The organism is Pseudomonas poae RE*1-1-14, from assembly GCF_000336465.1.
Lineage (GTDB): Bacteria > Pseudomonadota > Gammaproteobacteria > Pseudomonadales > Pseudomonadaceae > Aquipseudomonas > Aquipseudomonas poae.
The window spans coordinates 5,480,030-5,504,765 of sequence record NC_020209.1; the positions used below are offsets into that span (position 1 = coordinate 5,480,030).

The 24,736-nt window shown below is 63.0% G+C and carries 22 protein-coding genes; 8 read left to right on the top strand and 14 right to left on the bottom strand.

Annotated elements, in window-relative coordinates; all coding sequences use genetic code 11:
- Positions 1 to 432: 432 nt before the first annotated feature.
- Together H045_RS23990 and H045_RS23995 are read right to left on the bottom strand one after the other, a co-directional pair.
- Complete coding sequence (locus tag H045_RS23990; RefSeq protein ID WP_015373682.1) at positions 433 to 1,287, bottom strand: MaoC family dehydratase; 855 nt, start codon at positions 1,285 to 1,287, stop codon at positions 433 to 435.
- A gap of 2 nt (positions 1,288 to 1,289) precedes the next feature.
- Positions 1,290 to 2,633 (bottom strand): 3-oxoacyl-ACP reductase, encoded by a 1,344-nt coding sequence (locus H045_RS23995; protein WP_015373683.1) that lies wholly within the window; start codon positions 2,631 to 2,633, stop codon positions 1,290 to 1,292.
- Between the two features lie 105 nt (positions 2,634 to 2,738).
- On the opposite strand from H045_RS23995, the gene H045_RS24000 reads away from it, so the two are divergent.
- Together H045_RS24000 and H045_RS24005 are read left to right on the top strand one after the other, a co-directional pair.
- Complete coding sequence (locus H045_RS24000) at positions 2,739 to 4,016, top strand: acetyl-CoA C-acetyltransferase (protein ID WP_015373684.1); 1,278 nt, start codon at positions 2,739 to 2,741, stop codon at positions 4,014 to 4,016.
- Between the two features lie 134 nt (positions 4,017 to 4,150).
- Positions 4,151 to 5,050, top strand: coding sequence for a PA4780 family RIO1-like protein kinase (locus H045_RS24005; protein WP_003233143.1), 900 nt, complete (start codon positions 4,151 to 4,153; stop codon positions 5,048 to 5,050).
- A 340-nt stretch (positions 5,051 to 5,390) separates the two neighbouring features.
- Here the strand turns inward: H045_RS24005 and cueR are convergent, their stop codons facing one another.
- The 3 genes from cueR to H045_RS24020 form a co-directional block, all read right to left on the bottom strand.
- Entirely contained in the window at positions 5,391 to 5,792 is a 402-nt protein-coding gene (gene cueR / locus H045_RS24010; RefSeq protein ID WP_003233141.1) for a Cu(I)-responsive transcriptional regulator, read from the bottom strand.
- Positions 5,789 to 7,981: a heavy metal translocating P-type ATPase gene (locus H045_RS24015; protein WP_015373685.1), complete on the bottom strand. Its 2,193-nt coding sequence runs from the start codon at positions 7,979 to 7,981 to the stop codon at positions 5,789 to 5,791. The genes cueR and H045_RS24015 overlap by 4 nt, the downstream gene beginning before the upstream one ends.
- Positions 7,982 to 8,052: 71 nt before the next feature.
- Positions 8,053 to 8,433 carry a hypothetical protein gene (locus H045_RS24020; protein ID WP_003233137.1) on the bottom strand — a complete coding sequence of 127 codons (381 nt, stop codon included), beginning with the start codon at positions 8,431 to 8,433 and terminating at the stop codon, positions 8,053 to 8,055.
- Between the two features lie 204 nt (positions 8,434 to 8,637).
- On the opposite strand from H045_RS24020, the gene H045_RS24025 reads away from it, so the two are divergent.
- Positions 8,638 to 9,831 carry a multidrug effflux MFS transporter gene (locus H045_RS24025; protein WP_003233135.1) on the top strand — a complete coding sequence of 398 codons (1,194 nt, stop codon included), beginning with the start codon at positions 8,638 to 8,640 and terminating at the stop codon, positions 9,829 to 9,831.
- 4 nt (positions 9,832 to 9,835) lie between these two features.
- Here H045_RS24025 and H045_RS24030 read toward each other — a convergent pair whose 3' ends face one another.
- Both H045_RS24030 and H045_RS24035 read right to left on the bottom strand, forming a co-directional pair.
- Complete coding sequence (locus H045_RS24030; protein ID WP_015373686.1) at positions 9,836 to 10,849, bottom strand: zinc-binding alcohol dehydrogenase family protein; 1,014 nt, start codon at positions 10,847 to 10,849, stop codon at positions 9,836 to 9,838.
- 38 nt (positions 10,850 to 10,887) lie between these two features.
- Positions 10,888 to 11,181 (bottom strand): putative quinol monooxygenase, encoded by a 294-nt coding sequence (locus tag H045_RS24035; protein WP_003233131.1) that lies wholly within the window; start codon positions 11,179 to 11,181, stop codon positions 10,888 to 10,890.
- 117 nt (positions 11,182 to 11,298) lie between these two features.
- Between H045_RS24035 and H045_RS24040 the strand changes: the two genes are divergently transcribed.
- The 3 genes from H045_RS24040 to H045_RS24050 all read left to right on the top strand — a co-directional run bounded on the left by H045_RS24040 (position 11,299) and on the right by H045_RS24050 (position 14,532).
- On the top strand, positions 11,299 to 12,210 hold the full coding sequence (locus H045_RS24040) for a LysR family transcriptional regulator (RefSeq protein WP_003233129.1): 912 nt from the start codon (positions 11,299 to 11,301) through the stop codon (positions 12,208 to 12,210).
- Positions 12,211 to 12,361: 151 nt separating this feature from the next.
- Positions 12,362 to 13,057 (top strand): winged helix-turn-helix domain-containing protein, encoded by a 696-nt coding sequence (locus tag H045_RS24045; RefSeq protein WP_015373687.1) that lies wholly within the window; start codon positions 12,362 to 12,364, stop codon positions 13,055 to 13,057.
- Positions 13,058 to 13,161: 104 nt separating this feature from the next.
- Positions 13,162 to 14,532 (top strand): MFS transporter, encoded by a 1,371-nt coding sequence (locus H045_RS24050; protein WP_015373688.1) that lies wholly within the window; start codon positions 13,162 to 13,164, stop codon positions 14,530 to 14,532.
- A 379-nt stretch (positions 14,533 to 14,911) separates the two neighbouring features.
- Here the strand turns inward: H045_RS24050 and H045_RS24055 are convergent, their stop codons facing one another.
- Positions 14,912 to 15,865, bottom strand: a complete 954-nt coding sequence (locus H045_RS24055; RefSeq protein ID WP_015373689.1) for an adenosine deaminase — start codon at positions 15,863 to 15,865, stop codon at positions 14,912 to 14,914.
- A gap of 193 nt (positions 15,866 to 16,058) precedes the next feature.
- Here H045_RS24055 and H045_RS24060 point away from each other — a divergent pair, with 193 nt between their 5' ends.
- The gene (locus tag H045_RS24060; protein WP_003233121.1) at positions 16,059 to 17,150 is read left to right on the top strand and encodes a calcium:cation antiporter; all 1,092 of its coding nucleotides are present in this window, start codon (positions 16,059 to 16,061) and stop codon (positions 17,148 to 17,150) included.
- 120 nt (positions 17,151 to 17,270) lie between these two features.
- Here H045_RS24060 and H045_RS24065 read toward each other — a convergent pair whose 3' ends face one another.
- The 6 genes from H045_RS24065 to H045_RS24090 form a co-directional block, all read right to left on the bottom strand.
- Complete coding sequence (locus tag H045_RS24065; protein WP_003233119.1) at positions 17,271 to 18,629, bottom strand: 8-oxoguanine deaminase; 1,359 nt, start codon at positions 18,627 to 18,629, stop codon at positions 17,271 to 17,273.
- A gap of 121 nt (positions 18,630 to 18,750) precedes the next feature.
- Positions 18,751 to 19,437 (bottom strand): SDR family oxidoreductase, encoded by a 687-nt coding sequence (locus H045_RS24070; RefSeq protein ID WP_015373690.1) that lies wholly within the window; start codon positions 19,435 to 19,437, stop codon positions 18,751 to 18,753.
- A gap of 54 nt (positions 19,438 to 19,491) precedes the next feature.
- A complete protein-coding gene (locus H045_RS24075; RefSeq protein WP_015373691.1) occupies positions 19,492 to 20,073 on the bottom strand; it encodes an IMPACT family protein in 582 nt (193 codons plus the stop codon).
- Positions 20,074 to 20,085: 12 nt separating this feature from the next.
- Positions 20,086 to 20,745 (bottom strand): TetR/AcrR family transcriptional regulator, encoded by a 660-nt coding sequence (locus H045_RS24080; RefSeq protein ID WP_003233113.1) that lies wholly within the window; start codon positions 20,743 to 20,745, stop codon positions 20,086 to 20,088.
- 87 nt (positions 20,746 to 20,832) lie between these two features.
- Positions 20,833 to 22,227 carry a uracil-xanthine permease family protein gene (locus H045_RS24085; RefSeq protein WP_015373692.1) on the bottom strand — a complete coding sequence of 465 codons (1,395 nt, stop codon included), beginning with the start codon at positions 22,225 to 22,227 and terminating at the stop codon, positions 20,833 to 20,835.
- An 89-nt stretch (positions 22,228 to 22,316) separates the two neighbouring features.
- Positions 22,317 to 23,237, bottom strand: a complete 921-nt coding sequence (locus tag H045_RS24090) for a LysR family transcriptional regulator (protein ID WP_003233108.1) — start codon at positions 23,235 to 23,237, stop codon at positions 22,317 to 22,319.
- A gap of 126 nt (positions 23,238 to 23,363) precedes the next feature.
- On the opposite strand from H045_RS24090, the gene aptA reads away from it, so the two are divergent.
- On the top strand, positions 23,364 to 24,713 hold the full coding sequence (gene aptA / locus H045_RS24095; protein ID WP_015373693.1) for an omega-aminotransferase AptA: 1,350 nt from the start codon (positions 23,364 to 23,366) through the stop codon (positions 24,711 to 24,713).
- Positions 24,714 to 24,736: the final 23 nt, after the last annotated feature.

The window sequence follows — 24,736 nt, forward strand, 5'->3', positions numbered from 1 at the left end:
CGAGCGGGCTTGCCCCGCGTTGGGGTGCGAAGCGCCCCCAATCCAGCAAAATGTGGTGTACCTGATACGGCTCAGCGCCTGGTTGTGGGGCTGCTGCGCAGCCCAACGCAGGACAAGCCTGCTCGCCACAGCGTGATGCTCAAAGCAACGAGCGGTGCGACTTTTCATTGCCCCAACACTCGGCACCTCGCTCAGGCTCGGCCAGCGTGTTTGACGGGGCGCCTCAGATCAAAAGCAAAAGCGCGGCGGCCGTAGAGCCGACCGGTATGGGTGAGTGTGAGCGCGATCAAATGTGGGAGCGGGCTTGCCCGCGAAGGCGTCGGCCTTGCAAACATTGAGGTCGACTGACCCACCGCTTCCGCGGGCAAGTCGCAGCGCCGTTCCCACAGGGGATTTACGCTTAACTGAAAGGCATTAGGGCAAGCCCGCTCGCTACAGAGGTTCCAGTGTCCGCCAGGTGCCGACCATGTGCTGAATATCCCCCGCGCCTTTGAGCTGTAATTCACCGCTGGCCCCAGGTGCGCTGGCGTACAGCGTCACCTCTCCGGGCAGACGTACCGGTTTCCTGAATTCCACCTCGATCTCCACATTCGCCGCAGGCAAGTGTTCGCCCAGCGCGGCGAGCATGCGCGCCTTGTTCCACAGGCCATGGGCGATGGCCTGGGGGAAACCGAACAGTTTGGCGGTGAGCGCGCTCAGGTGGATCGGGTTGTAGTCACCGGACACCCGCGCGTAACGTCGGCCGATGTCGGCCGGGGCTTTCCAGCGGGTCAGTTCGCTGACGTCCACGAGCGCAGGCCGCGTGTCATCCGACGCTTGCCCGTCGAGCTTGACGCCTCGGCACAGCATGCGGCTCTCGGCCTGCCACAGCAAACCGAGGGCATCGTGGGCGGTGGTCACCAGATCGAAGGTGGCGCCCTTGGCGTGAGGCGTGAGGTTTTCGGCATGCACCGCCAGGGTCAGTTCGCTGACACCGCCCAGGGGGCGATGCAGGCGGATGCGGTTGCTCAGGTGGATCAGCCCCAGCAACGGGAAGGGGAACTGTCGGTCGGTGAGCAGCTGCATCTGCAAGCCGAACGCGAGGATATGCGGGTAAGTCGCCGGCAATATCGGCCCGTCGGCGAAGCCGCAGACCTTGCGATACGCCGCCACGTTCCGGGGCTCAAGGCTGACCCGGCAGCGCAGGCCCTTGTCGGGCAGTGTGCTGCCGCTGATCTTGCGCTTGAGCGCCGCGCGCCAGTACAGCGGCGGTAGAAACGGCGTGCTGCCCAGTGTTTGCCAGTCCATGCTCACGCTCCCAGAAAACTTTGCCCACAGACCCGCAGGGCCTGACCGGTGACCGCGCCGGCCCCCGGCTGGCCAAGCCACACCACGGCTTCGGCGACGTCCTGGGGCAGGCCGCCCTGGCCCAGTGAACTCATGCGCCGCCCGGCCTCACGCAGGGCGAACGGAATATGCGCGGTCATCCGGGTTTCGATGAACCCCGGCGCCACCGCATTGATGCTGATTCCTCGTTGCTGCAGCAGCGGTGCCCAGGCCTGGGCCAGGCCGATCAGCCCGGCCTTGCTCGCGGCGTAGTTGGTCTGCCCGCGGTTGCCGGCGATGCCGCTGATGGAGGCCAGCAGCACCACGCGCGCGTTGTCGTGCAGGGTGCCGCTGTCGAGCAGGGCCTTGGTCAGCACCTGCGGCGCATTGAGATTGACCGCCAGCACCGCGTCCCAGTACTCCGGAGTCATGTTGGCCAGGGTCTTGTCGCGGGTGATGCCAGCGTTGTGCACCACGATATCGAGGCCGTCGGGCAGGTGTTCGATCAACTGGCTGGCGGCGTCTTCGGCGCAGATATCCAGGGTGATGGTGCGCGCGCTCAGGCGCGCGGCCAGGGCGTCGAGGTCGGCCTTGGCCTGGGGCACGTCCAGCAGGATCACCTCGGCGCCATCGCGGGCCAGGGTTTCGGCGATGGAGGCGCCAATGCCACGGGCGGCGCCGGTGACCAGCGCCTTGCGCCCCGCCAATGGGCGCGTCCAGTCCTCCACCGGCGTGGCGCACGCTTGCAGGCGCAGCACCTGGCCTGAGATGTAGGCGCTTTTGGGCGAGAGGAAAAACCTCAGTGCGCCTTCCATCTGGTCTTCAGCCCCCTCGCCGATATACAGCAACTGCAGCACACCGCCGCTGCGCAGCTCCTTGGCCAGGGACCGGCTGAACCCTTCGAGGGCGCGCTGGGCGCTGGCAGCAAACGGGTCGTTGAGACCTTCCGGCGCGCGGCCGAGGATCACCAGGTGAGCGCTGTGGTCGAGGTTCTTCAACAGCGGCTGGAAGAACTCGCGCAATTGCTTGAGCTGATCGGTGTGCTGCAAGCCGCTGGCGTCGAACACCACCGCCTTGAGTTTGGGGCCGTGGCCGGGAATCCAGGTCGAGGTCTCGGTGCCATAGCGGTAGGTGGCGTCGGTGAGTTTGTGGGCAAACGCCTGCACCTTGTCGGCCAGTGCGCCGCCGCCCAGCAACAGTGCACCTTCCACCGGGCGCAGGCGCCCCGCTTGCCAGCGTTCCAGCCGCACCGGTGACGGCAGGCCAATGGCGGCGACCAGGCGATGGCCGAAGCTTGAGTTGGCGAAGTCGATATAACGGTCAGACATGGAACGCTCTCCGAAAGCTGGGGTTCAAAAGGTTGACCATTCCAGGGTAGCAGTCGTTCGACTAGGCTCAGTGATCCAACCCGCAACCGACAGAGGGAGCTTCTTATGACTCAAGTGCGCCGTGTGGCGATCATTGGCGGTAACCGCATTCCGTTCGCCCGCTCCAATGGTCCCTACGCCACAGCGAGCAATCAGGCGATGCTGACCGCTGCCCTGGAAGGCCTGATCGAGCGCTACGACCTGCACGGCCAGCGCATCGGCGAAGTGGTCGCCGGTGCGGTGCTCAAGCATTCGCGCGACTTCAACCTCACCCGCGAATGCGTGCTGGGCTCGCGGCTGGCGCCGCAGACCCCGGCCTATGACATCCAGCAGGCCTGCGGCACGGGGCTGGAGGCGGCGTTGCTGGTGGCCAACAAAATCGCCCTGGGCCAGATCGAGTGCGGTATCGCCGGCGGCGTCGACACCACCTCGGACGCGCCGATTGGCGTGAATGAAGGGCTGCGCAAGATCCTGCTGCAAGCCAACCGCAGCAAGTCCATGGCGGATAAATTAAAAGTACTGTTACAACTTCGTCCGCAGCACCTCAAGCCTGAGTTGCCGCGCAATGGCGAACCGCGTACCAAAATGTCGATGGGCCAGCACTGTGAATTGATGGCGCAGACCTGGCAGATTCCTCGTGCCGAGCAGGACCAGTTGGCCCTTGAGAGCCACCAGAAAATGGCTGCGGCCTTTGCCGAAGGCTGGCACAACGATTTGCTCACGCCGTTTATGGGCCTTACCCGCGACAACAACCTGCGCCCCGACCTGAGCCTGGAAAAACTTGCCGCGCTCAAGCCTGCTTTCGAGCGCAGTGAAAAAGGCACTCTTACCGCCGGCAACTCCACGCCGCTCACCGATGGTGCGTCCCTGGTGTTGCTGGGCAGCGAAGCCTGGGCCCGTGAGCGCGGCTTGCCGATTCTGGCCTACCTGCGCGACGGCGAAGCGGCGGCGGTGGATTTCGTCAACGGCGCCGAAGGCCTGTTGATGGCGCCGGTGTACGCGGTGCCGCGCCTGCTGGCGAGGAATGGTCTGACGCTGCAGGACTTTGATTACTACGAAATCCACGAAGCTTTCGCCGCCCAGGTGCTGTGCACGCTCAAGGCCTGGGAAGACGCCGACTACTGCAAGACGCGCTTGGGCCTGGACGCGCCGCTGGGGGCCATCGACCGCAGCCGGCTGAACGTCAAGGGCAGCTCCCTGGCCGCCGGACACCCGTTTGCGGCGACCGGTGGGCGCATCGTCGCCAACCTGGCCAAGCTGCTCGACGTGGCGGGCAAGGGGCGCGGGCTGATTTCGATCTGTGCCGCGGGCGGGCAGGGGGTTACTGCCATCATTGAACGTTAATGGGCAGTGAAATTGGCACACAGGATGCATTCTTGGATGGTCAAAGGTCGGTCGCCTCTCCCACCGGCGCGCCGATTGCCGTATAACGAGTGCCATACGCGTATTTGGTAATAAAGGACCCACAATAAAAGCTGATGAAGACTCCTAAACGCATTGAACCCCTGATCGAAGACGGTCTGGTCGACGAAGTGCTGCGCCCTCTGATGAGTGGTAAAGAAGCAGCTGTTTATGTGGTGCGCTGCGGCAACGAATTGCGTTGCGCCAAGGTTTACAAGGAGGCGAACAAACGAAGTTTTCGTCAGGCGTCCGAATACCAGGAGGGCCGCAAGGTCCGCAACAGCCGGCAGGCCCGGGCCATGGCCAAGGGTTCCAAGTTCGGCAAGAAAGAAACCGAAGACGCCTGGCAGAACGCGGAAGTGGCGGCATTGTTTCGCCTGGCCGGTGCAGGCGTTCGCGTGCCCAAGCCGTACGACTTCCTTGAAGGCGTGTTGTTGATGGAACTGGTGGCCGATGAGTACGGCGATGCGGCGCCGCGTCTGAACGACGTGACCCTGGACCCGGACCAGGCGCGCGAATACCACGCCTTCCTGATCTCCCAGATCGTGCTGATGCTGTGTACCGGCCTGGTGCACGGTGACCTGTCGGAATTCAACGTACTGCTCACGCCCACGGGCCCGGTGATCATCGACCTGCCCCAGGCGGTGGATGCGGCGGGCAACAACCATGCGTTCAGCATGCTGGAGCGCGACGTGGGCAACATGGCGTCCTACTTCGGGCGCTTTGCCCCGGAGTTGAAAACGACCAGGTACGCCAAGGAAATGTGGGCGTTGTACGAAGCCGGCACCCTGCACCCGGCCAGTGTGTTGACCGGCGAGTTCGACGAGCCGGAAGAGCTGGCGGATGTGGGCGGTGTGATCCGCGAAATCGAAGCGGCGCGGCTGGATGAGGCGCGCAAGCAGGCGATTCGGGCGGCGGATGACGCGCCACCGAGCAAAGGATCCGACGAGCCACCGCCGCCGCCGTGGATGCAGTGATCTTTGGCTGTATAGCCATCAACTGTGGGAGGCTCCGTCAAGTCTTCGACTTGGCGCTGTCGCACAGCAAACTGGACTCTCTGTGGCGAGCGGGCTTTTTGTGGCGAGCGGGCTTGTCCCGCGTTGGGGCGCGCAGCGCCCCCCAATCAAGGAAAGCGCGGTGTACCTGGCACTGCGCGGAGCATGGTTTTGGGGCCGCCGCGCAGCCCAACGCGGGGCAAGCCCGCTCGCCACAGGAATGTGGCTGACTGAAATTTCAGGCTTTAAAAATCAAAAAGTCATTTTGTGTTTGATTCGATAAGAGGGAGCGATGCCCCTCCCACATTGATTGCGCGTGCGATCAGTTGCAGCAACTGCCTGACGCCAATTCCTTGAGAATTGGGCAGTCCGGCCGGTGGTCGCCCTGGCAGTGATCCATCAGGTCCTGCAAGGTGTCGCGCAGTTGTCCAAGCTCCACAATCTTCTGGTTCAAGGTGTCGATATGCTGACGCGCCAGTGCCTTTACATCGGCGCTGGCGCGTTGCCGGTCCTGCCACAGGGTCAGCAACTTGCCGACCTCTTCCAATGAAAACCCAAGGTCGCGCGAGCGTTTGATGAACGCCAGGGTGTGCAGGTCCTGCGCGCCGTATACGCGGTAGCCACTGTCGGTGCGCTGGGCGGCTTCGAGCAGGCCGATGGATTCGTAGTAGCGAATCATCTTTGCGCTCAGTCCACTCTGGCGAGCGGCTTGGCCGATGTTCATGGGCGTTGGTCCTCCAGATGCTGCGGTTTCCAGGTGTTCAACAGTAGCGCATTGCTCACCACGCTGACGCTGGACAAGGCCATCGCCGCGCCGGCAATCACCGGGTTGAGCAGGCCGAACGCCGCCAGCGGAATGCCGATCACGTTAAACACAAAGGCCCAGAACAGATTCTGGCGGATTTTTGCGTGGGTTTTGCGGCAGATCTGCAGCGCCGCCGGCACCAGGCGCGGGTCGCCGCGCATCAGGGTGATACCGGCGGCGTGCATGGCCACGTCGGTGCCGCCGCCCATGGCAATGCCGATATCGGCAGCGGCCAGGGCCGGAGCGTCATTGATGCCGTCGCCGACCATCGCCACCACGCCGGTTTTTTTCAACTGCGCGATGATCGTGGCTTTATCGGCAGGCAGCACCTGCGCGTGCACGTCCCCGATGCCCAGCGCCTGGGCCACGGCCTGCGCGCTGCCGCGATTGTCGCCGGTGAGCAAGTGGCTGCTGATGTGTTGCGCCTTGAGTGCCTGTACCGCCGCCAGCGCACCGTGCTTGAGCGTATCGCCAAAGGCGAACAGCCCGAGCACGCGCGGTTGCGGGCCTTGTTCGATCAGCCAGGACAAGGTGCGGCCTTCGGCTTCCCAGGCGCTGGCTCGGTTAGCCAGTTCGCCTGCGCTTAAACCGTGCTCCTGCAGCATGCGTGTGTTGCCCAGCGCCAGTTGCCTGCCGTCAACGGTGCCAGTCATGCCGCGCCCGCTCAGGGATTGGCTGGCGCTCGCGTCGGCGACGGGCAGACGCTGTTCCTTGCAGGCATCCAGTACAGCCTTGGCTAACGGGTGCTGGCTGCCACGTTGCAACGCGCCGGCCTGTTGCAACAGCAGGGACTCGCTGCCCTCCACCGACGCCAGGTGCGCGATGTTGGGTGCCCCGCAGGTGAGTGTGCCGGTCTTGTCGAACACTACGGCGCTCACGTCATGGGCACGCTCCAGCGCCACGGCGTCCTTGATCAGAATGCCGTGACGCGCGGCGACGCCGGTGCCGGCCATGATCGCGGTGGGTGTGGCCAGGCCCAGGGCGCAGGGGCAGGCGATCACCAGTACGGCGACCGCATGGATGATCGCGGTTTCCAGCGGCGCGCCGTACAGCCACCAGCCCACCAACGTGATCAACGCCAGCGCCAGCACTGTCGGGACGAATACCTGACTGACCTTGTCCACCTGTTTCTGGATCGGTGCCTTCGCCGCCTGGGCGTCTTCCACCAGGCGAATGATCCGCGCCAGCACGCTTTCCGCGCCAAGGGCCAGGGTGCGCACCAGCAGGCGGCCTTCGCTGTTGATGGCGCCTCCGGTGACCGGATCGCCCGGCTGCTTGGGCACCGGCAGGCTTTCGCCGCTGATCAGCGCTTCGTCGGCGTGGCTGAAGCCGTCCACCACTTCACCATCTACCGCAAAGCGCTCGCCGGGTTTGACCACAACCAGGTCATGGCGCTTGAGCTGGTGGATGGCGACGGTTTCTTCATGGCCGTCGCGCATGCGTACCGCCTGCTCCGGGCGCAGGGCCTCAAGGGCACGGATGGCGCTGGCGGTCTGGCGTTTGGCGCGGCTTTCCAGGTGTTTGCCGAGCAGCACCAGGGCGATCACCACGGCGGATGCTTCGAAATACAAATGCGGTGCGGCGGCGGTCAGCCATTGATGGACGCTGAGGCCATAAGCGGCGCTGGTGCCGATGGCGACCAGCAGGTCCATATTTCCAGTGCCGGCTCGCACGGCCTTCCAGGCGGCGCTGTAAAATCGCGCGCCGAGGATGAACTGCACCGGCGTGGCCAGGGCGAACTGCGCCCAGGCCGGAAGCATCCAGTGCAGGCCGAAAGGTTGCACCAGCATCGGCAGCACCAGGGGCAACGCCAGCGCAATCGCCAACAGCAACGCCCAGCGCTCGCGGTGCAGGCGTCGGGCCTGGTCGGCCTGGGTGTCGATTTGAGTTTGCGGCAGGGTGGCGGTGTAGCCGGCCTTGTCGACGGCGGCGATCAAGACGCCGGGGTCCATTGGGCCCAGCACGTCGACATGGGCGCGCTCGCTGGCCAGGTTGACGCTTACGCTTTGCACGCCCGGTACCTGGCCCAGCGCGCGTTCGACCCGGCCGGCACAGCTGGCGCAACTCATACCGCTAATGGGTAGGTCGAAGGTGGTGGATCGGTTCATGGGGCAGTCCTCCAAGGGAAGTTGCCCCCAAGCATCAACCTTGACCCGTGGGGAAGGTCAAGGGTGACGTTTCAGTAATCGAGTTCGGCCGCCTTGAGGTACATGCCGTCCGGCCCCTGGGCGATGCGCAACTTGCGTATGTCGCCAGCCTTGAGCGTGATGTTTTGCGCGGGTGGCGCGAGCAGGCCCGGCAGGCAACCCGGGGTCTGGCCCGGCAGCAGCTTGAGACGCAGCGACACATCGCCCGGTGGCAGGTTGAAGGAGGTGGACTCCTCCTGGAACAGGCGGCCGGCCAGTTGGTCCTGGATGTAGAGGCCGATTTCGCAGGTGGTCGGCACTTCCAGGCGTTCGCGGGAAATGATCAGTACCGCGTAATCCTGTGCGGCGCTGGCCAGGGGCGCAGCGGTAGACAGGCTCAGCAGGCCGGCAACGGCAAAATACGACCAGCGCATGGCGAATGCTCCGTGGTTCAGATGCAAAGGTAGGTGCAGCTTGGCCGACAGCGCGTGCAAATACCAGCCCGGCCGATGTTGTTGGAACTTGATGGGAAGACGGCTACAGGGATGTCTGAACTTCAATAGTTAGCGAGCTATCGTTCTATCCAAGACACTCACCCGCAGCTAGACTATCGGGCTGCCGACTCACTTGGGTGTCTGATGAACCTTCGCATAATCCTGATCCTGGGCGCCTTGAGCGCCTTCGCGCCGTTGTCGATCGATTTTTACCTGCCGGGCTTTCCGGCCATGGCCACGGCGTTTGCCACCGATGAAAAACATATCCAGCTGACCCTGGCGGTGTATTTCGCCGGCCTGGCCATTGGCCAATTGATCTACGGCCCGCTGGCCGACCGCTTCGGGCGTCGGGTGCCGCTGCTCAGCGGTGTGATCCTGTTTACCCTCGCTTCTTGCGCCTGCGCCTACGCGCCGTCCCTGGAATGGCTGATCGGCGCGCGCTTCGTGCAGGCCCTGGGCGGGTGCGCGGGCATGGTGATTTCCCGCGCGGTGGTCAGTGACAAGTGCGATGCCATAGGCTCGGCCAAGGTGTATTCGCAACTGATGCTGGTGACCGGCCTGGCACCGATCCTGGCGCCGTTGGCGGGCGGGGTCATGGTCGGCTTGTGGGGCTGGCAGTCGATCTTTCTGGCGTTGTCGCTGTTCAGCGCACTGGCCGCCATCGCGGTGGCCGTGGGGTTGCCGGAAACCTTCCCGGCCCATCAAGCGCGTCAACCGTTGTCGGGTTCGTTGCGTCGTTACGCCGCGTTGCTCTCGGACCGCGTCTACCTCGGTTACGCGCTGACCGGCGGTATCTCGATCGCCGGGATGTTTGCCTACATCGCCGGTTCGCCTTTCGTCTTCATCAAGCTCTATGGCGTGGCGCCTGAGCATTACGGCTGGCTGTTCGGCTCCAATGCGGCGGGCTTTATTCTGATGGCGCAGGTGAATGCGCGGCTGCTGGCCAAGCGTGGGCCGGCGTTCCTGCTGTCGCGTACCGTGTGGTTGTATGCGTTGGCGGCGCTCACGTTGCTGGGCATTGCCGCGCTGCGCACCGAGGCGCTGTGGCCGTTGCTGGTGCCGCTGTTTATCTGCATCGCCAGCCTGGGGTGTATTTTGCCGAACACCTCGGCCTGCGCCATGACCGGGCAGGGTGCCCGGGCCGGCAGTGCCTCGGCGTTGCTGGGGTGCATTCAGTTTGGCGTGGCGGCGGGGGCCGCTTCGCTGGTGGGGGTGTTGCACGACGGCACCGCGCTGCCGATGGCGATGGTCATCAGCCTGTGCGGGGTGCTCGCGGTGACCATTGCCATGTCGACCCAGCGCCTGCAACGGGCGCGGGCCGAACAGGCGCAGGTCTGACCGATCAGAACCCTTCGAGCACGATCTTGCCCTTGGCCTTGCCGCTTTCGAGCAACGCGTGGGCACGGCGCAAGTTGTCGGCGTTGATCACGCCGAAGTGCTCGCCCAGTGTGGTTTTCAGAACGCCGTCGTCGATCAGCTCGGCGACGCGGTTAAGCAGGTTGTGTTGCTCGATCATGTCCGGTGTTTCGAACATCGAGCGGGTGTACATGAACTCCCAGTGCAGCGACAAGCTCTTGCGCTTGAGCGTGCTGACGTCCAGTGCCTTGGGGTCGTCGATCAGCGCCAGCTTGCCCTGAGGTTGCAGCGCCTCCACCAGTTGATCCAGGTGATGCTCGGTCTGGGTCAGGCTGGCAACGTGGGTCACCTGCGGGTGGCCGGCCTGCTGCAGGGCCTGGCTCAGCGGTTGGCTGTGGTCGATCACCAGGTGGGCGCCGAGGTCTTTGGCCCAGGCCTGGGTTTCCGGGCGCGAGGCGGTGCCGATTACCTTCAACGCGGTAAGCCGGCTGGCCAACTGGGTAAGGATCGAGCCCACGCCTCCGGCAGCGCCGACGATCAGTAGGCTCTGGCCTTCGTCTTCTTGCCCTTCACGCACCTGCAGGCGCTCGAACAGCAGTTCCCAGGCGGTGATGGCGGTCAGGGGCAGGGCGGCTGCTTCGGCGAAACTCAAGCGCTTGGGCATGTGCCCGACGATGCGTTCGTCGACGGTGTGCAGCTCGCTGTTGCCGCCCGGGCGCACCAGGGAGCCGGCGTAGAACACCTTGTCACCGGCCTTGAACAGCGTCACGTCGCTGCCAACCGCCTTGACCACGCCCGCCACGTCCCAGCCCAGCACCTTGGCGTCGCCGTTTTCCGGGGCGACGTTCTGGCGGATCTTGGTATCGACCGGGTTGACCGAGATGGCTTTGACCTCCACCAGCAAGTCGCGCGGGCCGGCGACAGGTTCAGGCAGTTCGATGTCCTGCAGGGATTTTGGATCGTTGATCGGCAGTGAGGCGTAGTAGGCGATGGCTTTCATGGGGGCTCCGTAAGAGGGTGATTGGGCAGTCGCGGTGATCAGGCGAGCAATGTCAGGCGCTTGAGTTCGAAGTGTTCGATGACCTCGGCGGCCTTGGCGCGAAAGCTCTGGATATGGGCGCTCTGGTCGTGGTCGGCGAGGGCGGCATCGTCGCTCCAGCGTTCGAGCATGTAGAAGGTCTGCGGGTGTTGCAGGTCCTGGTGCAGGTCGTATTGCTCACAACCGGCCTCAAGGCGGGTTGGCTCCAACAGCTCTCGCAGGAGTTTTTCCAGGGTGTCCTGTTGGTCGGGCTTGGCGATCAGCGTGGCGATGACGTTAAAAGCGGTGGACATAATCGACTCCAGACACGAGATGAACGGGATGCCCAGATGATTGGCTATTTGCTGCGCGGATAAAAGCCGCTAAAACAGAGGTCTGTTTCAATAATATTTTGATAATGGGCGGGTTTAATGCTGCGTTTTGATGATTTGCAGTTGTTTGTGCGCGCGGCGGACCTGGGCAGTCTGTCGGCGGCGGCGCGGGTGATGGACCTGTCGCCGGCAGTGGCGAGTGCCGCCCTAAAGCGCATCGAGCAGCAACTGGGCGCGCGCTTGCTGGCGCGTTCCACCCGCAGTTTGCGCCTGACAGCCGAGGGTGAGGGCTTCCTGGATTACGCGCGCACCGCGTTGGGTGCGTTGGAGGACGGGCGGCGCCATCTGGCCAGCGGCCAGGACCACGTCAGCGGTGTGCTGCAACTGTCGGCACCCTCGGATTTCGGGCGCAACCTGCTGTTGCCGTGGCTGGATGAGTTCCAGCGCGAGCACCCGCAACTGAACATTCGTCTGCTGCTGGGCGATCGCATTGCCGATCTGTTTCGCCAGCCGGTGGATATTGCGCTGCGCTATGGTGAGCCCGAGGACTCCAGCCTGGTGGCGTTGCCGGTCGCACCGGACAATATCCGCGTACTGTGCGCCGCCCCCAGCTATCTCGCACGGCATGGCGAGCCGCAGCAGCTGGAGCAACTGGCCCAGCACAATTGCCTGCTGTATATGCTCGGCACCCGCGTGCACGATCAATGGGGCTTTCACGATGGCAAGCGGAAGGTCGGCCTGACGGTCACGGGCGATCGCTTCAGTGATGACGCCGATGTGGTGCGGCGCTGGGCTGTGGCGGGCATGGGCATTGCCTACAAGTCTTGGCTGGATGTGAGCGCCGACGTGCTGGCCGGGCGCCTGCGTTTGATCCTGCCGGCGCTGCGCGGCGAGGGCACACCCCTCAATCTGCTGTGCGCGCATCGTGCGCAATTGAGCAAGCCCATCAAGCTGCTGCGGGAAATGCTCGTGTCCCGTTGTGCGACATTGACGGCGCAAATGCCAGGGTGAATACGTCCGAAGTAAAACCTTCCATCAAAGCCGGAAATTTCACGCAGCTCATGTCCCTATCCACGCTGTAAGACCCCATGGAACCGCCGGTTTGTGTGCCTGTACTCTGGCGGCCACCGCATCAGAAAATGCGTCAACAGGGAGTGGATAGATGGAACAGGCACCATGCATCAGTCGTATTGCCAGCTTGCTGGCCGAGCCCAAGCGCACCGCCATGCTCTGGGCATTGATGGACGGTTCGGCCAAGTCGTCGGAGGAATTGGCGACGCTGGCCGGCGTGTCGTCGACCTCGGCCAATGCGCACCTGGCGCGACTGGCCGGCAGTGGCCTGCTGAGGGTTGAGGTGCGGCGTGGCCGGCGCGTCTTCCGCGTTGCCGCCGCCGATGTCAGCCTGGCCATCGACGCTCTGGCCAGCACCACCATAGCCAGTGCCGCGCGTTGTTCACCCCACGTGACACCTGCGTCGTTGGCGGCACCGGCGTCGTTGCGTCACGTGCGCTTGTGCCACGGCCACCTGGGCGGTGAACTGGCGGCGCAGTTGTATCAACGGATGATGGCGGCGGGGTGGATCGAGCGGTGTGAGCAGCGCGTCGAAGTTACCCCAAAGGGCGCGCAACAACTGGCGGGCCTGGGAATCTTCACCCAGGCGCTGGCCGCGCCGCTGGTGTGCGACTGTTTCGACTGGAGCCAGCAGCAGCCACACTTGGGTGGCGCTTTGGCAGCGGGCCTGCTGCAACTGTTTTTGCAGTCGAACTGGATCAGCACCACCCACGAATCTCGCGGCCTGTTGGTGAGCCCTGCGGGGCTGCTGGAAATCGCCCGTCTGGCCGAACCGGCCCAGGCCTGAGGCGCTTGGCGTCGTTCAGGGTTTCGGTCAGGTCGCATCCAGCAATAGCCCGTCAAAACGATGCCGCACACTCGCCGTGGGGACTTTCACACTGGGGGTGCAGCATGGGCAGGCAAGGCTATAGCGCGGCGGAACGGCTGGAACGGTTACCTTTGAGCGGCTATCACCGCGTCATTTTTATCATCATCGCCCTGGCGTTTTTCTTCGACTCCATGGACTTGGCGATGATGACCTTTCTGTTGGGCTCGATCAAAACCGAGTTCGGCTTGAGCACAGCCCAGGCCGGGTTGCTCGCCAGCTCGAGTTTTTTCGGCATGGTGGTGGGCGCGTCCCTGTCCGGCATGCTGGCGGACCGCTTCGGCCGCAAGCCGGTGTTCCAGTGGAGCATCGTGCTGTGGGGCCTGGCCAGTTACCTGTGCTCGACGGCGCAGACGGTGGAGGCGCTGACCTTGTTCCGCGTGCTGCTCGGCATCGGCATGGGCATGGAGTTTCCGATTGCCCAGTCGATGCTGTCGGAGCTGATTCCCGCCAAGCGGCGCGGGCGCTACATCGCCTTGATGGACGGCTTCTGGCCGCTGGGCTTTGTGGCCGCCGGCGTGCTGTCTTACTTCCTGTTGCCGGTGATTGGCTGGCGCGACATCTTCCTGGTGCTGGCGGTGCCGGCGGTGTTCGTCCTGGCGATCCGCTTTTTTATTCCGGAGTCACCGCGCTGGCTGGAGCAGGCCGGGCGGCATGCGGCGGCGGACAAGGTACTGCTGGGGATCGAGCAGAAGGTGCGCGATTCGCTGGGCCGCGCGGACTTGCCCGAACCGATTGCATTGCCACGGGTGGAGAGTGCGCCGGGCACGTTCTTCTCTGCATTTCACCAGCTGTGGTCGGCGCAGTACCGCCAGCGCACGATGATGATCTGGAGCGTGTGGTTCTTTGCCTTGCTCGGGTTCTACGGGTTGACCTCATGGCTGAGTGCGCTGCTGCAACAGTCCGGGTTTGCGGTGACGCAGTCGGTGTATTACACGGTGATCATTTCCCTGGGCGGAATTCCCGGCTTCCTGATGGCGGCCTGGCTGGTGGAGCGCTGGGGACGCAAACCGGTGTGCGTGGTGACGCTGCTGGGCGGCGGGGTGATGGCGTTTCTCTACGGACAAAGCGCGGTGTTTGGCGGCAACGTGGGCCTGCTGATCACCTCGGGGCTGCTGATGCAGTTCTTCCTGTTTGGCATGTGGGCGGTGCTGTACACCTACACGCCGGAGCTTTACCCCACGTCGGCGCGAGCGACAGGCTCCGGGTTTGCCTCGGCCATCGGCCGGGTCGGCTCGCTGCTCGGGCCGCTGGTGACCGGACTGGTATTCCCGATCACCGGGCAGGGCGGGGTGTTTGCCCTGGGCGCGCTGTGCTTTGCCGTGGCGGCAGTAGTTGTGTGGGTGTTCGGGATGGAGACGAAGGGCAAGACCCTGGAAGAACTCAGCGAGGCATGAAGAACACTGCATACCGGAGTGTGGGAGGGGCTTGCTCGCGAAAGCGGTGGGTCAGTCAACAGCAATGTTTGCAGGACCGACGCCTTCGCGGGCAAGCCCGCTCCCACATTTGATCGCGTTCACACTCACCCATACCGGTCGGCTCTAAGGCCCCGCGCTTTTGCTTTTGATCTGAGGCGCCCCGTCAAACACGCTGGCCGAGCCTGAGCGAGGTGCCGAGTGTTGGGGCAAAGACTTTTTGCTTACTTTTGGGTCTTTCCAAAAGTGAGCCGCCGTAAGGGCGGCCCCCTAAGTCGCCGTTACCGCAGCACCGGATATGCACACCGAAAAATCGCCTTCGCAGGCAAGCCAGCCCCCACATTTGGTTTTGTTGATTCAGTTATGGCTTGATCAACCGTGCATCCAGGCTGTTTTGCGCCAGGCGTTTGGCCTGGTCCTGGGTCATGCCCAGGCTGGTGTACAGCGCGTGGAAGTTCTCGGTGACATAACCGCCGAAGTACGCCGGGTCATCGGAGTTCACCGTCACTTTCACGCCACGCTCGAGCATGTCGAGGATGTTGTGCTGGGCCATGTCGTCGAATACGCAGAGCTTGGTGTTGGACAACGGGCACACGGTCAGCGGGATCTGTTCGTCGATGATGCGCTGCATGAGGCGCTCGTCTTCGATGGCGCGCACGCCATGGTCGATGCGCTGGATCTTCAGCAGGTCGATGGCTTCCCAGATGTACTCGGGCGGGCCTTCTTCGCCGGCGTGGGCCACGGTGAGGAAGCCTTCGCCACGGGCGCGGTCGAACACGCGCTGGAACTTGCTCGGCGGGTGACCCATTTCCGAACTGTCCAGGCCCACGGCCACGAAGGCGTCACGGAACGGCAGCGCCTGGTCGAGGGTTTTCTCGGCTTCGGTTTCGCTCAGGTGGCGCAGGAAGCTGAGGATCAGGCCGCTGGTGATGCCCAGTTGCTGCTCGCCATCCTTGAGTGCGGCGGCGATGCCGTTGAGCACCACTTCAAAGGGGATGCCACGGTCGGTGTGGGTTTGCGGGTCGAAGAACGGTTCGGTGTGAATCACGTTCTGGGCCTTGCAGCGCAGCAGGTACGCCCAGGTCAGGTCGTAGAAGTCCTGGGAGGTGCGCAACACGTCGGCGCCCTTGTAATACAGGTCGAGAAATTCCTGCAGGTTGTTGAAGGCGTAGGCCTTGCGCAGGGCTTCGACGTCGTTCCACGGCAGCGCGATCTTGTTGCGTTCGGCCAGGGCGAACAGCAGCTCAGGCTCCAGCGAGCCTTCCAGGTGCAAGTGCAATTCAGCCTTGGGCAGGGCATTGAGCCAATCGTACATAGTCAAATTCTCATCAGGTGCAATGGCGGCATTCTACAGGCCATGGCAGAAATAATCGGCAAAACCTGACCGGCAGGAGAGTATTCCTATTATTCGCGCAAGGGCGACTTGAACTAAGGTGTAACGAAACGTTAGCGGCGCGATGCAGTCTGTACCCCATCAATGACTGATTTGCCCTACCAGAAGGCCCGCAATGCTTACCTCACTCAAGCAAGAAAAATTCATGCTGCTGGCGCTGATTGCCGCCATCGCCGCTTACCCGCTGGAGCACTGGATGCTGCACAGCGGGCAGGTCGTGGCGTTGGTGGCGGGCCTGGCGCTGATCGGCTTTATCGTGATGGCGTCGATGCGCGTTGCCCATCATGCCGAGCAATTGGCGGAAAAGGTCGGCGACCCCTACGGCACCATGATCCTGACGCTGGCCGCGGTGCTGGTGGAAGTGGTAATCCTGGCGATCATGATGAGCAACGAGCCGTCGCCCACGCTGGTGCGCGACACCATTTATTCGGCGGTGATGCTGGATATCAACGGCATCCTCGGCCTGGCCGCGTTGATGGGAGGCATCAAGCACGGCGAACAGTCCTACAACGATGACTCGGCGCGCACCTACAGCGTGATGATCCTGACCGCCATGGGTGTGTCGATGGTGGTGCCGGAATTTATCCCCGAGGCCGACTGGAAAATTTACTCGGCGTTTACCATCGGCGCGATGGTGGTGCTCTACACCTTGTTCCTGCGCATGCAGGTCGGGCCGCACAGTTACTTCTTCAGCTACAGCTACCCGGAAAAACGCCGCAAGAAACTGCCGGAAGCCGAGCATGAGGCGCCGGTGAGCCTGGCATTTTCCATCGGTACTCTGGTGTTCGGTGTGATCGTGATTGGTGCGCTGGCCGAGGTGATGTCCAAAACCCTCGACCTGGGCCTGGAAGGCACGGGCGCACCGCCGGTGATCACGGCGATTGTGGTGGCGGCCATTTCGGCGGCGCCGGAGATCCTGACGGCGTTGCGCGCGGCGTTGGCCAATCGCATGCAGTCGGTGGTGAACATTGCCTTGGGTGCTTCGTTGTCGACGGTGATTCTGACCGTACCGGTGATGGAGGCCATGGCGCTGTACAGCGGCCAGCCGTTCCAGATGGCGATGACTCCGGTGCAGACGGTGATGGTGTTTATCACGCTGATCGTGAGTGCGATCAACCTCAACGACGGCGAAACCAATGCCATCGAAGGGATGACGCACTTTGTGCTGTTTGCGACGTTCATCATGTTGTCGCTGCTCGGACTTTAAGCAGCGCATAACCAAGGTGGAGGGGGCTTGCTCCCGATAGCAGTGGTCAGTCAGCTTATCTGTAGCTGACACACTGTCATCGGGAGCAAGCCCCCTCTCACATTTTGAACGCTGTCTGGCTCAGGTTCCTGCGATCAATTGCCGCGCGGCCTGGGTGTGATCGGCGATCAGGCCCTTGAGGTCCAGCCCTTCGACCTGGCCGTCGATGACGCGCCACTGGCCAGCCACCATCACCCGGTCCGCCCGGTCTGCGCCGCACAGCAGCAGCGCCGAAAGCGGATCATGGCTGCCGGAAAACCGCAGTTCATCGAGTTTGAACAGCGCCAGATCCGCCTGTTTGCCTACGGCCAGTTCACCGATATCCGTACGCCCTAGTAGTTGCGCCGAGCCTTGGGTCGCCCAGCCGAGCACGCCTGCGGGGGTGATTTTTTCGGCGCCGTAGCGCAGGCGCTGGATATACAACGCCTGGCGCGTCTCGAGGATCATGTTCGACGCATCGTTGGAGGCCGAACCGTCGACGCCAAGGCCTATCGGCGCGCCGGCGGCGAGCAGGTCGAGGGTGGGGCAGATGCCGGACGCCAGGCGCATGTTCGAACTGGGGCAATGGCAGATACCGGTGCCGGCTGCGCCCAGGCGTGCGATTTCGTCCGGGTTGAAGTGAATGCCATGGGCCAGCCAGGTACGTGGGCCGAGCCAGCCAACGCTGTCGAGATAATCCACGGTGCGCAGGCCGAAGCGTTGCAGGCAGAAGTCTTCTTCGTCGAGGGTCTCGGCCAGGTGCGTGTGCAGGCGCACATCGAGTTGACTGGCCATTTCGGCGCTGGCGCGCATGATTTCCGGCGTGACCGAAAATGGCGAGCAGGGCGCCAGGGCAATCTGGACCTTCGCGCCGTCGCCGCGTTCATGGTACTGGCGTATCAGGCGCTGGCTGTCGTCGAGAATCACTTGGCCTTGCTGCACGGTCTGTTGCGGCGGCAGCCCACCGTCGGCTTCGCCCAGGCTCATGGAACCGCGGGTGAGCATGGCGCGCATGCCCAGCTCGCGCACGCTTTGCACTTGAACATCGATGGCATTTTCCAGCCCATCGGGGAACAGGTAATGATGGTCGGCAGCGGTGGTGCAGCCGGAGAGCAACAGTTCGGCGAGTGCCACTTTGGAGGCCAGCGCGAGCTTTTCCGGAGTCAGGCGCGCCCACACCGGGTACAGGGTTTTCAGCCAGGGGAACAACGGCTGGTTGACCACCGGGGCCCAGGCGCGGGTCAGGGTCTGGTAGAAGTGGTGATGGGTGTTGATCAGGCCCGGCAGGATCACATGCTCGCGGGCGTCGAACACTTGGGTGCAGGGCGTCGAGGGCGCCTGGTCGTGGGCCAGCACTTCGCTGATCACACCGTCTTGCAGCACCAGGCCGCCGCGGGCATCGAGGCTATTGGCGGTGAATATCGCGAGGGGGTTTTTTAACCAGATACGGGTCGCAGGCATTGGCCGGCTCCTCTGAATGATGGGTTCAGGTTTGCCAGCTCAGTGTTGCCCTGTCTGCTGATCCAGGGTCGCCGGGGAGGGCGAGGTGCTGGAGCGAGCAAGCTCGCTCCAGGCGCGAAGACTACCAGGCGATGGTGTCGCCCTTGTAGTCCACGAAGTGATGGCCGCCTTTGCCGGTGTAGGCATTTACCTGATCCACCAGGCCGCGCACGCTGGTGTCGACATCGATATGGGCGTTCTCACCGCCCATGTCGGTCTTCACCCAGCCCGGATGCAGGGACAGCACAGTGAGTTTTTTCCCGCCCAGCTGGGTGACGAAACTGTTGGTCATGGAGTTGAGCGCCGCCTTGCTGGCTTTGTACAGCGCCATATCTGAACCGTCCGGGATGGTCACGCTGCCCAGCACCGAACTCATGAACGCCAGCACGCCGCTGTCCTTGCGGATTTGCCCGACAAAGCGTTGGGCCAGGTTGATTGGCGCCACGGCGTTGGTGAAAAACAGCTGGCCGACCTGCGCCAGAGTGGCGTGGCCCGGTTCCTGGTTATCCGGGCCCTTGACGCCAGCGTTGACGAACAACAGGTCGAAGGTGCGGTCCTTGAGACGCTGGCTCAGGGCGATCACGGCTTGCTGATCGTCCATGTCCAGTTTTTCGATCTGGACCGGGCCGACGGCCTTGAGGGCATCGGCCTTGCCCGGGTCGCGCACGGTGGCGGTGACGTCCCAGCCGTCCTGCAGCAATTGCTTGACCAGGCCAAGGCCCAGGCCGCGCGAGGCGCCGATGATCAGTGCGGTTTTTTGCGTAGACATGAAAAGCTTCCTTTGCAGTAGCGGTTCAGGGTGCAGTGGGCAACAGTAGCAGGTTCAGCGTTGCAGCAGGATACGGCCACGGCTCAGGTCGGCCAGTTGGGTTTGCAGGGTGTCGATGTGCGCTTCGCCCAGGGCCAGTTGCAGCTCGACACCGTTGGCGGTGAAATGCTCTTCCACCAGTATCCCGCCCAGCTCGGCCACGCGCAGCTTGACCAGATTCAGTTCGGCGAAGCCGCAGGCGCAACTCAGCCCCACGCGGCTGATCAGCTCAATGCGTTCGGCCGTTTGCAGGCACTTGTTGGCGCCGCCGCCATAGGCACGCGCCAGCCCACCAGTGCCTAGCTGGATGCCGCCGTACCAGCGAATCACCAGCACCGCGACCTGATCGAACCCTTGCGCCTCGATGGCGGCGAGTATCGGGCGCCCGGCGGTGCCACCGGGCTCGCCGTCGTCGTGGCTGCGGTATTGATCGGCCAGTTTCCAGGCCCAGCAGTTGTGGGTGGCGTTCAGGTCACTGTGGTGCTCGATAAAGGCTTGAGCGTCCTGCGCGCTGGTGATCGGCGCGGCCAGCGTGATAAAGCGGCTCTTGCGTATTTCTTCGCGAAACTCGCAAAGGCCGGTCAGCGTGTAAGGCATAAGTCGATTCGTTTATTGGGCTGGCTTGATGCCACAGCCTTTGAGAATGATGTGGATCAGGTTGGTGCCGGCTTCTTCCATGTCCTGCTTGGTCAGTCGGGTGCGACCGGTAACGCGGCAGATCTGAGTAGCAAAGTCGGCGTAGTGCTGGGTGCTGCCCCACAGCAGGAAGATCAGGTGCACGGGGTCGATCGGGTCCATCTTGCCGGCGTCGATCCAGGCCTGGAATACCGCTGCACGGCCACTGAACCAGGCGCGGTAGTCCTGGCTGAAATATTCGGTGAGGCATTCGCCGCCACTGATGATCTCCATCGCGAAGATCCGCGAGGCCTGGGGCTGGCGCCGCGAGAATTCCATCTTGGTGCGGATGTAGCGGGTGAGCGCCACGGCGGGATCGTCCTCGGCGGTCAGCGCGTTGAAGGTGCTGTCCCACAGTTCGAGGATATTGCTGAGCACCGCGATGTACAGGCCCAGCTTGTTGGTGAAGTAGTAATGCAGGTTGGCCTTGGGCAGTCCGGCACTGGCCGCGATGGTGTTCATGCTCGTGCCTTTGTAGCCATGGCGCGCGAACTCGTCTTCAGCAGCCCGCAGAATCGCTTGTTCGTTCTTTTGCCGAATGCGGCTGGCAGGTTTACCGGCGTGGTTGCTGTGGGCAGGAACTTCGAGGCTCATGGAGGTTTCCGTGCTGATCGATAGAGACGACGTGTGCACAGATAACCCACCCTCAAGCCTCAGACAAGTCCTGATGCAATAAAACCGTCAAAGCGGTTCCAGGGTGTCGCTTTCGGTGGCCGGGTTTGCGGCAACCGAGGTCGCCTTGGCTTCGGGCAGCAGCAGGCACAGCACGATAGCGGTCAAGCCGCCACTGGTGATGGCCGAGTCGAACAGGTTCTGCACCAGGGTAGGCATCAGGTGCAGCAGATTGGGCTGGGCGGCGATGCCCAGGCCCACCCCGAACGAGGTGGCTATGATCAGCATGCTGCGCCGGTCCAGCGGAGCCTGGGCGAGGATGCGCACGCCAGCGGCGGCCACGCTGCCGAACATCACCAGGGTCGCGCCACCCAGCACCGGTTTGGGAATTTGCTGCAGCACGGCGCCAATCAGCGGAAACAATCCGAGGCAAAACAACAGCACGCCTATATATAAGCCGACGTAACGGCTGGCCACGCCCGTGAGTTGGATCACACCGTTGTTCTGCGCAAAGGTGGTGTTGGGAAATGCGCTGAAGGTAGCGGCGATCATGCAGCTCACGCCGTCTCCCACCACACCGCCCTTGAGTCGGCTGATATAGGAAGGGCCGCTGATGGGTTGGCGGGCGATCATGCAGTTGGCGGTGAGGTCGCCCACGGTTTCGATGCTGCTGATCAGATAGATCAGCGCAATCGGCAGGAAGGCGCTCCAATCGAAAGTGAACCCGAAGCGAAACGGGGTTGGCACGCTGATCCAGGGCAGGTCCGGCAACGCCTGTGGCACGAGTTTGCCGCTGAACCAGGCGGCCAGGCTGCCCAGGGCCAGGCCGATGATGATGGCCGAGAGGCGCACCCATGGCGTGGTGGAGCGGTTGAGCAGGATGATTGTCAGCACCACGAACAGGCCGAGCGCGAGGTTGGTGGGCGCGCCGAAGTCGGGGGCGTTGAAGCCGCCGCCCAGGTCGGTGATGCCGACTTTGATCAGGCTGATGCCGATCAGCGTGATCACGATGCCGGTCACGAGCGGGGTGATCACCCGGCGCAGTTGGCCGATGAAGCGGCTGAGCACGATCTGCACCGCCGCACCGAAGAAACACACGCCGAAGATCATCGCCATGATGTCCTCCGGGCTGCCGCCGCGTTGCTTCACCAAGAAACCCGCCGACAGCACCGCACCGAGAAACGCGAAGCTGGTGCCTTGCAGGCAGATCATGCCGGCCCCGATACCAAAGGGCCTGCGCGCCTGGATGAAGGTGCCTGCGCCGGAAACCATCAGCGCCATGCTGATCAGGTAGGGCAAGTAGGCGGTGAGGCCCAGGGTGGAGCCGATGATCAGCGGCGGGGTGATGATGCCGACGAAGGCGGCCAGCACATGTTGCAGGGCGGCGAGCATGGCCGGTAAGGGTTTGGGGCGGTCGTCGAGGCCGTAGATCAGGTCGCTGGGGCTCAAGGATTCTGGGGGCATGGCGGGTCAACTCGGGGCGGACGGTTCAAGGTAGTTGCGTCCTTGCAAAAAACTGTCCAGTTGCTCAGCTTTTTGCTTGAAGCCCCGAGTCAGCGGGTTGCGGCGAGGCTTTCGAGAAAGCTCTCCAGCACCAAATGAGGGCGACGGCCCTTTCGCGTGACCGATGCCAGGCTCAAATCGTAAAAGCGTGTAGCTGATTTCAGCGCGCGCAGTCGGCCTTGTTGCACCCACAGGCTGGCGTAGTGGTCGGGTAAATAACCGATATAGCGCCCGGTGAGGATCAGGAACGCCATGCCTTCACGGTCTGAGGCGCTGGCCGTGCAGCGCAGGGCCTGGTAGTGCGCCTGGATCTCGGCGGGCAGGCGAAAAGTGGGTGCGATGGCGTCCTGGCTGTCGATGCGGGCATCGTCCAGCTGTTTGTCGTCGGCGTAGAACAATGGATGGCCCACCGCGCAATAGAGCAGTGAACGTTCGCTGTACAGCGGCTGGTATTCAAGGCCGGACAGCGCGCTGGCCTGGGGCACGACGCCGACATGCAGGCGGCCGTCGAGTACGCCCTGTTCCACTTCGTTGGGGGCGATCATGCGGATCTGGATCTGCACGTCCGGGCCGCGTTCCTTCAATTGCGCCAGCGCGTGGGTGATGCGCATGTGGGGCAGGGTGACCAAGTTATCGGTGAGGCCGATGATCAACTCGCCGCGCAGGTGTTGATGCAGGCCGTTGACCTCGGTACGGAAACTTTCCAGCGCACTCAACAGTTGCAGAGCGGACTGGTAAACCTCGCGGCCTTCTTCGGTCAGCGAGAACCCGGCGCGCCCACGTTGGCAGAGCCTTAAGCCGAGGCGTTGCTCCAGGTCGCTCATTTGCTGGCTGATGGCCGAGCGGCCAATGCCGAGTACGGTCTCCGCAGCCGAAAAACCACCGCATTCGACCACGCTGCGAAAGATGCGCAGCAGGCGGATATCGAAGTCGCTGACTTGAGCGAGGGGATCTTGCCTGCGACTGCTCATAGTTTAGTGAGGGCCTGACTGAGGGTTAGAAAAGTTGAATTTCATCGACTTTATCGCCGTGGCAATTTACTCGCAACTACGCTTTATCGATCCCGACGCCGCCGTTTGCCCTGCGAGGTTTTGCTGATGAACATGCCCGAAAATGCCCCATCGTCCCTTGCCAGCCAGCTGAAGCTGGATGCGCACTGGATGCCGTACACCGCCAACCGCAGTTTCCAGCGTGACCCGCGTCTGATCGTGGCAGCGCACGGTAGCTGGTTGACGGATGACAAGGGGCGCCAGGTGTATGACTCGTTGTCGGGCCTGTGGACCTGTGGCGCCGGGCACACGCGCAAGGAGATCCAGGAAGCGGTGGCCAGGCAGCTGGGTACATTGGACTACTCGCCGGGCTTTCAATACGGTCATCCGCTGTCCTTCCAGTTGGCGGAAAAGATTACCGAGCTGACCCCAGGCAACCTCAACCATGTGTTCTTCACCGATTCGGGCTCCGAGTGCGCCGATACCGCGGTGAAGATGGTGCGTGCCTACTGGCGCCTGAAAGGCCAGGCCACCAAGACCAAGATGATTGGCCGCGCCCGTGGTTATCACGGTGTGAATATTGCCGGGACCAGCCTGGGCGGGGTCAACGGCAACCGCAAGATGTTTGGTCAGGCCATGATGGATGTTGACCATCTGCCCCACACGCTGCTGGCGAGCAACGCGTTCTCACGGGGAATGCCGGAGCAGGGTGGCATCGCGTTGGCCGATGAGTTGCTCAAGCTGATCGAACTGCACGACGCTTCGAATATCGCCGCCGTATTTGTCGAGCCGATGGCCGGTTCAGCCGGTGTGCTGGTGCCGCCACAGGGGTATCTCAAGCGTCTGCGCGAGATTTGCGATCAGCACAATATCCTGCTGGTGTTCGATGAAGTGATCACCGGTTTCGGCCGTACTGGCTCAATGTTTGGTGCAGACAGTTTCGGCGTGACGCCGGACCTGATGTGTATCGCCAAGCAAGTCACCAACGGCGCGATCCCCATGGGCGCGGTGGTTGCCAGCAGTGAGATCTATCAGACCTTCATGAACCAGGCGACGCCGGAGTACGCGGTGGAATTCCCCCACGGCTACACCTATTCGGCTCACCCGGTGGCCTGTGCGGCGGGCTTGGCGGCACTCGATCTGTTGCAGAAGGAAAACCTGGTGCAGAGCGTGGCCGAAGTCGCACCACACTTCGAGAATGCGCTGCATGGTTTGAAGGGCAGCAAGAACGTCGTCGATATCCGCAACTATGGCCTGGCCGGTGCCATCCAGATTGCGCCGCGTGATGGTGATGCGATTGTTCGTCCCTTTGAAGCGGGCATTGCGTTGTGGAAGGCTGGTTTCTACGTGCGCTTTGGCGGGGACACCTTGCAGTTCGGGCCAATGTTCAACAGCAAGGCGCAGGACCTGGATCGTTTGTTCGATGCAGTCGGCGAAGTGCTGCGCACAATCGATTGATTTTCTCCTTCTATATAGAACAA

Coding starts and splice junctions, on each gene's coding strand:
- H045_RS24065 (WP_003233119.1), bottom strand. CDS start 18,629: ATGCCTGCGACCCGTATCTGGTTAAAAAACCCCCTCGCGATATTCACC.
- H045_RS24015 (WP_015373685.1), bottom strand. CDS start 7,981: ATGAACCGATCCACCACCTTCGACCTACCCATTAGCGGTATGAGTTGC.
- H045_RS24030 (WP_015373686.1), bottom strand. CDS start 10,849: ATGAAAGCCATCGCCTACTACGCCTCACTGCCGATCAACGATCCAAAA.
- H045_RS23995 (WP_015373683.1), bottom strand. CDS start 2,633: ATGTCTGACCGTTATATCGACTTCGCCAACTCAAGCTTCGGCCATCGC.
- H045_RS23990 (WP_015373682.1), bottom strand. CDS start 1,287: ATGGACTGGCAAACACTGGGCAGCACGCCGTTTCTACCGCCGCTGTAC.
- H045_RS24035 (WP_003233131.1), bottom strand. CDS start 11,181: ATGTCCACCGCTTTTAACGTCATCGCCACGCTGATCGCCAAGCCCGAC.
- H045_RS24075 (WP_015373691.1), bottom strand. CDS start 20,073: ATGCCTTACACGCTGACCGGCCTTTGCGAGTTTCGCGAAGAAATACGC.
- cueR (WP_003233141.1), bottom strand. CDS start 5,792: ATGAACATCGGCCAAGCCGCTCGCCAGAGTGGACTGAGCGCAAAGATG.
- H045_RS24000 (WP_015373684.1), top strand. CDS start 2,739: ATGACTCAAGTGCGCCGTGTGGCGATCATTGGCGGTAACCGCATTCCG.
- H045_RS24050 (WP_015373688.1), top strand. CDS start 13,162: ATGGGCAGGCAAGGCTATAGCGCGGCGGAACGGCTGGAACGGTTACCT.
- H045_RS24060 (WP_003233121.1), top strand. CDS start 16,059: ATGCTTACCTCACTCAAGCAAGAAAAATTCATGCTGCTGGCGCTGATT.
- H045_RS24040 (WP_003233129.1), top strand. CDS start 11,299: ATGCTGCGTTTTGATGATTTGCAGTTGTTTGTGCGCGCGGCGGACCTG.
- H045_RS24090 (WP_003233108.1), bottom strand. CDS start 23,237: ATGAGCAGTCGCAGGCAAGATCCCCTCGCTCAAGTCAGCGACTTCGAT.
- H045_RS24020 (WP_003233137.1), bottom strand. CDS start 8,433: ATGCGCTGGTCGTATTTTGCCGTTGCCGGCCTGCTGAGCCTGTCTACC.
- H045_RS24045 (WP_015373687.1), top strand. CDS start 12,362: ATGGAACAGGCACCATGCATCAGTCGTATTGCCAGCTTGCTGGCCGAG.
- H045_RS24080 (WP_003233113.1), bottom strand. CDS start 20,745: ATGAGCCTCGAAGTTCCTGCCCACAGCAACCACGCCGGTAAACCTGCC.
- aptA (WP_015373693.1), top strand. CDS start 23,364: ATGAACATGCCCGAAAATGCCCCATCGTCCCTTGCCAGCCAGCTGAAG.
- H045_RS24005 (WP_003233143.1), top strand. CDS start 4,151: ATGAAGACTCCTAAACGCATTGAACCCCTGATCGAAGACGGTCTGGTC.
- H045_RS24025 (WP_003233135.1), top strand. CDS start 8,638: ATGAACCTTCGCATAATCCTGATCCTGGGCGCCTTGAGCGCCTTCGCG.
- H045_RS24055 (WP_015373689.1), bottom strand. CDS start 15,865: ATGTACGATTGGCTCAATGCCCTGCCCAAGGCTGAATTGCACTTGCAC.
- H045_RS24070 (WP_015373690.1), bottom strand. CDS start 19,437: ATGTCTACGCAAAAAACCGCACTGATCATCGGCGCCTCGCGCGGCCTG.
- H045_RS24085 (WP_015373692.1), bottom strand. CDS start 22,227: ATGCCCCCAGAATCCTTGAGCCCCAGCGACCTGATCTACGGCCTCGAC.